Source organism: Undibacterium sp. TC4M20W (genome assembly GCF_049340245.1).
Lineage (GTDB): Bacteria > Pseudomonadota > Gammaproteobacteria > Burkholderiales > Burkholderiaceae_D > Undibacterium.
In genome coordinates this window covers 42144-49001 of the sequence record NZ_JBMPPI010000038.1, presented here as the reverse complement: position 1 = coordinate 49001, position 6858 = coordinate 42144, and the positions used below count along the sequence as shown (strand labels likewise).

At 53.0% G+C, this 6858-nt stretch carries 7 protein-coding genes; 4 read left to right on the top strand and 3 right to left on the bottom strand.

Features of this window, described 5'->3' with window-relative positions; all coding sequences use genetic code 11:
* The first annotated feature begins 141 nt into the window (after window positions 1–141).
* The 4 genes from ACO0LL_RS27490 to ACO0LL_RS27475 all read left to right on the top strand — a co-directional run bounded on the left by ACO0LL_RS27490 (window position 142) and on the right by ACO0LL_RS27475 (window position 3347).
* Window positions 142–471: a DHCW motif cupin fold protein gene (locus tag ACO0LL_RS27490; RefSeq protein WP_422954003.1), complete on the top strand. Its 330-nt coding sequence runs from the start codon at window positions 142–144 to the stop codon at window positions 469–471.
* 105 nt (window positions 472–576) lie between these two features.
* Window positions 577–1884: an amidohydrolase family protein gene (locus ACO0LL_RS27485; RefSeq protein WP_422954002.1), complete on the top strand. Its 1308-nt coding sequence runs from the start codon at window positions 577–579 to the stop codon at window positions 1882–1884.
* A 115-nt stretch (window positions 1885–1999) separates the two neighbouring features.
* Window positions 2000–2377, top strand: a complete 378-nt coding sequence (locus ACO0LL_RS27480) for a hypothetical protein (protein ID WP_422954001.1) — start codon at window positions 2000–2002, stop codon at window positions 2375–2377.
* A gap of 214 nt (window positions 2378–2591) precedes the next feature.
* Window positions 2592–3347, top strand: coding sequence for a hypothetical protein (locus tag ACO0LL_RS27475; RefSeq protein ID WP_422954000.1), 756 nt, complete (start codon window positions 2592–2594; stop codon window positions 3345–3347).
* 150 nt (window positions 3348–3497) lie between these two features.
* On the opposite strand, the gene ACO0LL_RS27470 is transcribed toward ACO0LL_RS27475, so the two are convergent.
* From ACO0LL_RS27470 to ACO0LL_RS27460, 3 genes are all read right to left on the bottom strand, one after another.
* Entirely contained in the window at window positions 3498–4238 is a 741-nt protein-coding gene (locus tag ACO0LL_RS27470) for an alpha/beta hydrolase (RefSeq protein WP_422953999.1), read from the bottom strand.
* Window positions 4239–4399: 161 nt separating this feature from the next.
* Complete coding sequence (lnt, locus tag ACO0LL_RS27465) at window positions 4400–5947, bottom strand: apolipoprotein N-acyltransferase (protein WP_422953998.1); 1548 nt, start codon at window positions 5945–5947, stop codon at window positions 4400–4402.
* A 16-nt stretch (window positions 5948–5963) separates the two neighbouring features.
* Window positions 5964–6842 (bottom strand): HlyC/CorC family transporter, encoded by an 879-nt coding sequence (locus ACO0LL_RS27460; protein WP_422953997.1) that lies wholly within the window; start codon window positions 6840–6842, stop codon window positions 5964–5966.
* Between the last annotated feature and the right edge of the window lie 16 nt (window positions 6843–6858).

Below are 6858 nucleotides of genomic sequence, written 5' to 3'. Positions count from 1 at the left end.
AAACTTTGATACTCTTTCATCTTGAAACTCCTTCTTTTGGTAGAGATAGAAGTTTCAAACCGACCGCCGTATAGGTCAAACCTTGAGGAGTCCCCCGGCAGAGCCGGGGGATTACCTTATTTATTTACTTCTTATCCATACATGAAAATTACTGACATCCCTTTTGGCACGACAGACTGGTCTTCCATAGAAAAAACCGAACATCCCGGCATCACTGGCAAGGCCTATTGGCGTACCTGCAAGTTTGGCGATATCCGTGTACGCATGGTCGAATACACAGCCGGTTACCTGGCTGACCACTGGTGCAGCAAGGGACATATCCTGCTCTGCCTCGAAGGCGAAATGCAAACCGAACTAGACGATGGCCGTGTGCTGACCCTGAAGGCAGGCATGAGTTACCAGGTGGCTGACGGCGCAGAGGCACATCGCTCATCGACGGCAAGCGGGGCAAAGCTGTTCATCGTCGATTAAGCTCAGGGGTCTTGCGATGCGCTATCCAGCCTGCCCTGCATGTTCCGCATGGTATAGTCGCCAGCAGGATAAATTCCATCTATAAAAACACCATAGGGAACAATAATGAATAAAAACCTCGCCTCCACCTTGTTCAGCAGCATGCTGTGCAGCCTCATGCTGGCCAGCAGCCCGGTAGTACAGGCAGCAACAGCAGAGCAGGCCAAAGAGATCGTCGCCATCAAGGCAGGCCGCCTGCTTGATGTTGAGAGCGGCAAGGTCTTGCGTGACCAGCTCATCGTCATCGAAGGCGAGCGCATTATTGCCATCAGCCCTATCGCGGGCACACCTGTTCCTGCTTCTGCCAAACTCATCGACCTGTCCAAATCTACCGTCTTGCCTGGTCTCATCGATGCCCATACCCACCTGACCAGCAACCCGCACCTGCATGGCTACAGCTCTTTGGGGACATCGACAATACGCTCCGCCCTGTATGGCGTACGGGCAGCACGCGATACCCTGCGCGCCGGCTTCACCACCGTGCGCGACGTAGGCTCTGAAGGTTTTTCTGACGTTGCCCTGCGCGATGCCATCAATGACGGCGACTTTCCCGGCCCGCGCATCATGGCGGCTGGCTATGCGATAGGCATCAAGGGTGGCCATTGCGACAACAACCTGCTGCCGCCCGACTACAATGACACCGGCAAGGGCGTGGCCGATGGCCCCTGGGCAGCACGCACCAAGGTGCGTGAAATGGCCAAGTATGGTGCCGATGTCATCAAAATCTGCGCCACCGGCGGCGTATTATCCAAAGGCGACTCCCCCGGAGCCCAACAATACACGCTCGAAGAAATGCAGGCCATCGTGCAGGAAGCCCACAAGCTGGGCCGCAAGGTCGCCGCCCATGCCCATGGTGCCAGCGGTATTGCTGACGCCATCCGCGCAGGGGTTGATTCTGTCGAGCACAGCAGCCTGATTGATGAAGAAGGCATCAAACTCGCCAAAGAACATGGCACATGGCTGGTCATGGACATTTATAATGACGACTATATTCTTGGTGAAGGCGAAAAAGCAGGCTTTTTGCCAGAATCCCTCGCCAAGGAAAAAGAGATAGGCCAAAAGCAGCGCGATAACTTCCGCGCTGCCCTGCAAGGCGGTGCCCGCATGGCATTTGGTTCAGACGCTGGTGTCTATCCGCATGGTGACAATGGCAAGCAATTTTATTACATGGTCAAGTACGGCATGACACCCATGCAGGCCATACAGGCAGCCACCATCAATGCAGCAGATTTGCTGGGCCTGAAAGAAAAAGTCGGCAGCATCAAGGTTGGCAAGTTTGCCGACATCATCGCTGTTGATGCAGACCCGCTGGCAGATGTGACTAGCCTGACGAAAGTAAATTTCGTCATGAAGAGCGGCAAAGTTTACAAGTAATTTTTTTAAGTCAAGACCTCTCAACACCGAGGCACAGAGGTGCAGAAAAGATCAGAAGAAAAACACAAACTGTGATTCTTCATTTTAATTTGCATCTCTTTTTTAGAAAGCAGCAATGAATCAAAAACTCAGCATAGATGAATACGACGCACTGGAGCAATTAAGCAAGCTGCCGCGCAACACCAAACCAAATGCCTGCATCAGCCGCAACGCCAAGCGCCTGTGCGGCATCAAGTTCATGACTTACCGCAAAGACGGCACGCTGGAGCTGACCGATGCAGGCAGGCAAACCCTGTTCATCAAACAATGCATAGACGGCCTGCGCGCCATTGCCAATGACCCGGACACCACTCTCCCCGGGCCGGTAGCCACCTTCCTCGGCAAGAAAGCCCACGTAGCAGTCGATGCCGAAACCGGCAAAATGAGCATCACCCAGCGTGGTATTGAGTGCCTGGCAGATATTGATGCGCAGATGGTGCAGGGGAATAAGTAAGCGGCGAAATGAACGTCAGGCTTTGCAACGTATTTTAGGCAGATACACATGCTGGGCATTAACTATAAACTAATTGCGGAACTGGAATTATCGACAACTGGCTATGTGTGCGAACTATAGAAAATGGATAGTTGTTGTTGCTGTGTTTGTGACGTTTACTCAGCTGACTGCATGCCAAAAACAAATTGGGAATCAAAAAAAAAAAGAGACCTTAATGAACGAGAAAGTATTGAAACTTTCAGATATGCATTCAGGATATTCTGCTGATCCAGCTAAGTGGGAGAAATTTTTACGGTGCTGGTATGAGGCAAGCGTGGCGGCACATCTGGGAATGTTGAAGAAAACGCCGGATATTCCATTTTTTCCAATACTCAACAAATACGTAGTGTCTCCCTCGAACAGGGGAGTAACTGAGGATATAGCCCTTTCGATACGTAATTCAGAAAAGACCTTGGGGGTGACCTTGCCTAAGTCTTATAAAGATTTTCTGCTTGCGTATCAGCCACCACTACTTCGGGCTCAAAAAACGCATTGGGGCGAAGTGCTGATTGGCATGTATGCACCATCCCAGATTGGCCGGGTCGCAGACTTATTTCCACTAAAAATTGAGATTTCAAAAAAATATCCAATAGAAACTGAGGATAAAGAGTATTTCATTTACGGAATCGAGCAAGATGACGCTAGCAGCTTGGTTAGCAACCTTTCAGACGCAATAGTCGTAGGAAAGTACAGCGATCAGATGCATGCGTTAATTGTGCTTTATCCTCAAATAAGAAGTGCTGACGGCGAAATGGAAGCTGCACTGTACACGCATTCCGGTGAATTTCGAGCTCCTTCATTTGCTGAATTAATGCGTCAACTTAGTTTCATGGAAACGAATCCAGGCATACCGGGACCACCATTTCTCCAAACTAAACTCAAGGGAACGTGCGCAGATAAATTGTCGATGATCAATGTGTGGTGGAAGTAAAGAATTTGTTTGCTGCTGCACTGTCCGATGTTTGATTGACCTGAACCCTGACATGCGTACGATTACGCTTGCGCTAATCGCACCTACAGGCTACGGGCTCGCTCAGCTTTTAAGCTCTTCGGTTATCGCTGAATTTAGTCCAGGAATTTTTCACACTTCCGACAAACCACGCAAAGCCGATAACACCGCAGGCCAGGCATTACTTTGCGGATCAATCACAGCGAAATGCCCGGCGTCAGGCAACGATACCAATTGCGTTTTGGGGAAAGCCTTGCAGTAAGCTTCAGGCACAGCCGGGGGCACGACCTTATCAAGGGCACCCTGTATCACGGTCACCGGCACTGCAGGCGCAGATAATTGCATAGGATCGGCGTCCGGGCGTTCAGCCGGATTTTTGCCTAGAAACTTCAACACGGCACCATCACCCAGTTTCAAATCATAGGCCATGCGCAGGTCGGCGGCGGGTGCCAGGGCAAGTACACCGGCGAGTGCGGGCGTGGCACATTTGACGGCGGCCCACAACACGAGATGTCCGCCGGCAGAATGCCCGGCCAATATGATCTTGCCGTTGTGTCGCGCCACCTGGTGCGGCAGCATTTCTATCGCGCTGGCGATATCTTCGAGGCTGGCGTCAGGATTGCCGGGGATGCGGCGATATTCTGGTGTGACTACCGTCCAGCCTTCAGCGGCCAGTGCGCTGGACATCGCCTCGGTATGCTGCCTGTCATATTCTGGTTTCCAGAAACCACCGTGTATCAACATGAGCAGTGGACGTCGCGCACCGTCACTGCCATAACGTATGTCAGCTACCTGGTCGGCGTGACTGCCATAGATCAGGTTGTGGTCAGGTGGAGTACCTTTGCGGGTCAGGATGGAGAGGTCTTCTGTCATATTGTTTCCTGCAATGATTTACGGAGAACGGGAGATGTGTTGTGCGCTCATTGTACCTGCCACTGGCTGGCATTTTCTGTAGGAGCGGCTTCAGCCGCGAAAACTCTACGCACAGAGTTGTTCGCGACTGAAGTCGCTCCTACACGCAAGCTGCAAGCCGCCTATTTTCTTGCCCTGCGCCCCAACACAAACGCCAGCAAAATACCAAGTGCAGACAAGCCCAGAGCACCGAGGTTGCCGATGAAAATGTAAGGCGTCATGCCGGTATAGCCCTGCACGTTTGCAGCCAGCACGGCGCGGGTATTCTCGGGCAATAACTGCTCGACCACGCCACCCGGTACGATGACTGCGGTGGCCCCGGTGTTGGTCGCACGCAGCATGGGACGGCCGGTTTCGAGTACGCGCATTTGGGATATTTGCAAATGCTGAGGTATCGCAAAAGAATTGCCATACCAGGCAAGGTTGGATGCGTTCAGCAAGATGCTGGCAACCGGCTGGCCTGCAGCGTGCTGGGCTGACAGTTGCGCGGCAATTTCTTCACCGAACAAATCTTCATAACAGATATTTGGCATGACCCACTGGTCTGAGACTTTCATCGCTGGCTGTATCGGGCCAGAGGTGGAGAACTCGCCCATGGGGATGGACATCATGTTCACAAACCAGCGAAAACCCGGCGGGATGAATTCGCCAAAAGGTACGAGATGGTGTTTGTCGTAACGGTAGGGCTGGGCATACTGGCGTGACATGCCGAGCACGCTGTTTGAATACTTGTCGCCACCATCATGCACACCGACACCAAGGATAACGGTACTCGCACTGTCCTGGGCAAAGGTATTGAGAATGGGCAGATAGTCGGGCGGCAGTTGCGAAGTCAGCATGGGCAGCGCTGTCTCAGGCGTGACAATGAGATCCGCCGGGGTTTGCGTGATCATGTCGTGGTACAGCGCCAGTGAGTCGTTCAGGTGTTCCTGGCTGAACTTCATGTCTTGCGCGACATTGCCCTGCAACAGGCGCACCTGTATGGGCTGGCCTTGCGGCCTGGTCCAGCTGATTTGTTGCAGGCCAAAGCCAGTAGCAAATACCAGCACGATCAGGGCAGGCAAGGCTATTTTTTGCTGACGGCTGCCAGCATTTACCAATAACAGGGCGAACGCCCCGGCCAGCAGCGCATTGATCCAGCACAGGCCGAGCACGCCGATAACAGGTGCAAAACCGGCAAGCGGGCTATGGGTATGGGCATAGCCTGAGATAGTCCAGGGGAAACCCGTCAAAAAGCAGATGCGCAGCCATTCAGCCACGGTGAACAAAGCAGGCAAGACCAGCAGGCCAGCGACGCTGGCAGAAATCTTCCAGCGTTGTTGCAACCAGCGTGTGCCCCAGGCAGCCGCCGCCAGGTAAATGGACAGCGCGCCAGTCAAAAACATCAGCGCCAGCAGCGACAATACGCCTGGCAAGCCGCCAAACACCGTCATCGCATACACCAGCCAGCTGGTACTGGCCGTCAGCCAGCCAAGGCCATAAGCCCAGGCCAGCCAGCATGCGCGCTTGCGGCTGATGGCGGCATCGCCTTCACGCAAAACCTGGCTGAACAAGAGTGCCAGACTGAGTATCTGTACCGGCCAGAAATGGAAGGGAGCAAACGACAGTACATTCCCCCCCCCTGCTATCAGTGCCAGCAGGAAGGATGAACGTACAGAAAGGGAAGACAATAAAGACCGCACAGTCTTAATCATCGGACCGCACGGTAGGTCGCTGCTCTACCAGCAGCATCTGCACTTCACGCGCATCGGCGCGCAAGACTTCAAAGTAGAGGTTGCCTATGGAGAATTCATCACCCATATGCGGCAACTCGCCCATGTAATCAGCCACATAAGCACCTATGGTCTCGACATGGTCAGAGCCCAGCGTCGTCCCCAGGGTGTTATTAAACTGTTCGAGGTCGGTCAAGCCCTTGATACGCCAGCGCTTGCCATTACCCTTGCTTTCCAGCGCCAGAATATTGCCTTCTTCTTCTTCAAAGTCGTATTCGTCTTCGATGTCGCCAACGATTTGTTCGAGCACGTCTTCAATAGTAATGAGGCCGGAGACACCGCCGTATTCATCCACCACCATGGCAATATGATTGCGGTTGGCACGAAAATCTCGCAGCAAGATGTTCAGGCGCTTGGATTCAGGGATATAAATGACAGGACGCAGCATGTCACGCACATCAAAAGCGTCAGAGGCGTAGTAGCGCAGCAAATCCTTGGCGAGCAGGATACCAACCACCTTGTCACGGTCACCATCGACCGCAGGAAAGCGGGAATGCGCTGTCTCCAGCACTTCTGGCATCCATTCTTCTATGGGGTTGGAAATGTCGATGACGTCCATTTGCGCGCGCGGCACCATGATATCGCGTGCGCACAAGTCGGATACCTGGAACACGCCTTCTATCATTGCCAGTGCATCAGCATCGATGAGGTTGCGTTCTTGCGCATCGTGCAATACTTCAAGCAGCTCTGCGCGGTTTTCAGGTTCAGGAGAAATCAGGGCGGTCAATCGTTCAAACAATGACCTGTGGGGTTTAAGGTCAGATGGTCTGACCTTACTAGAGTGCTCTTGCATAATAGGCGTAACGCCG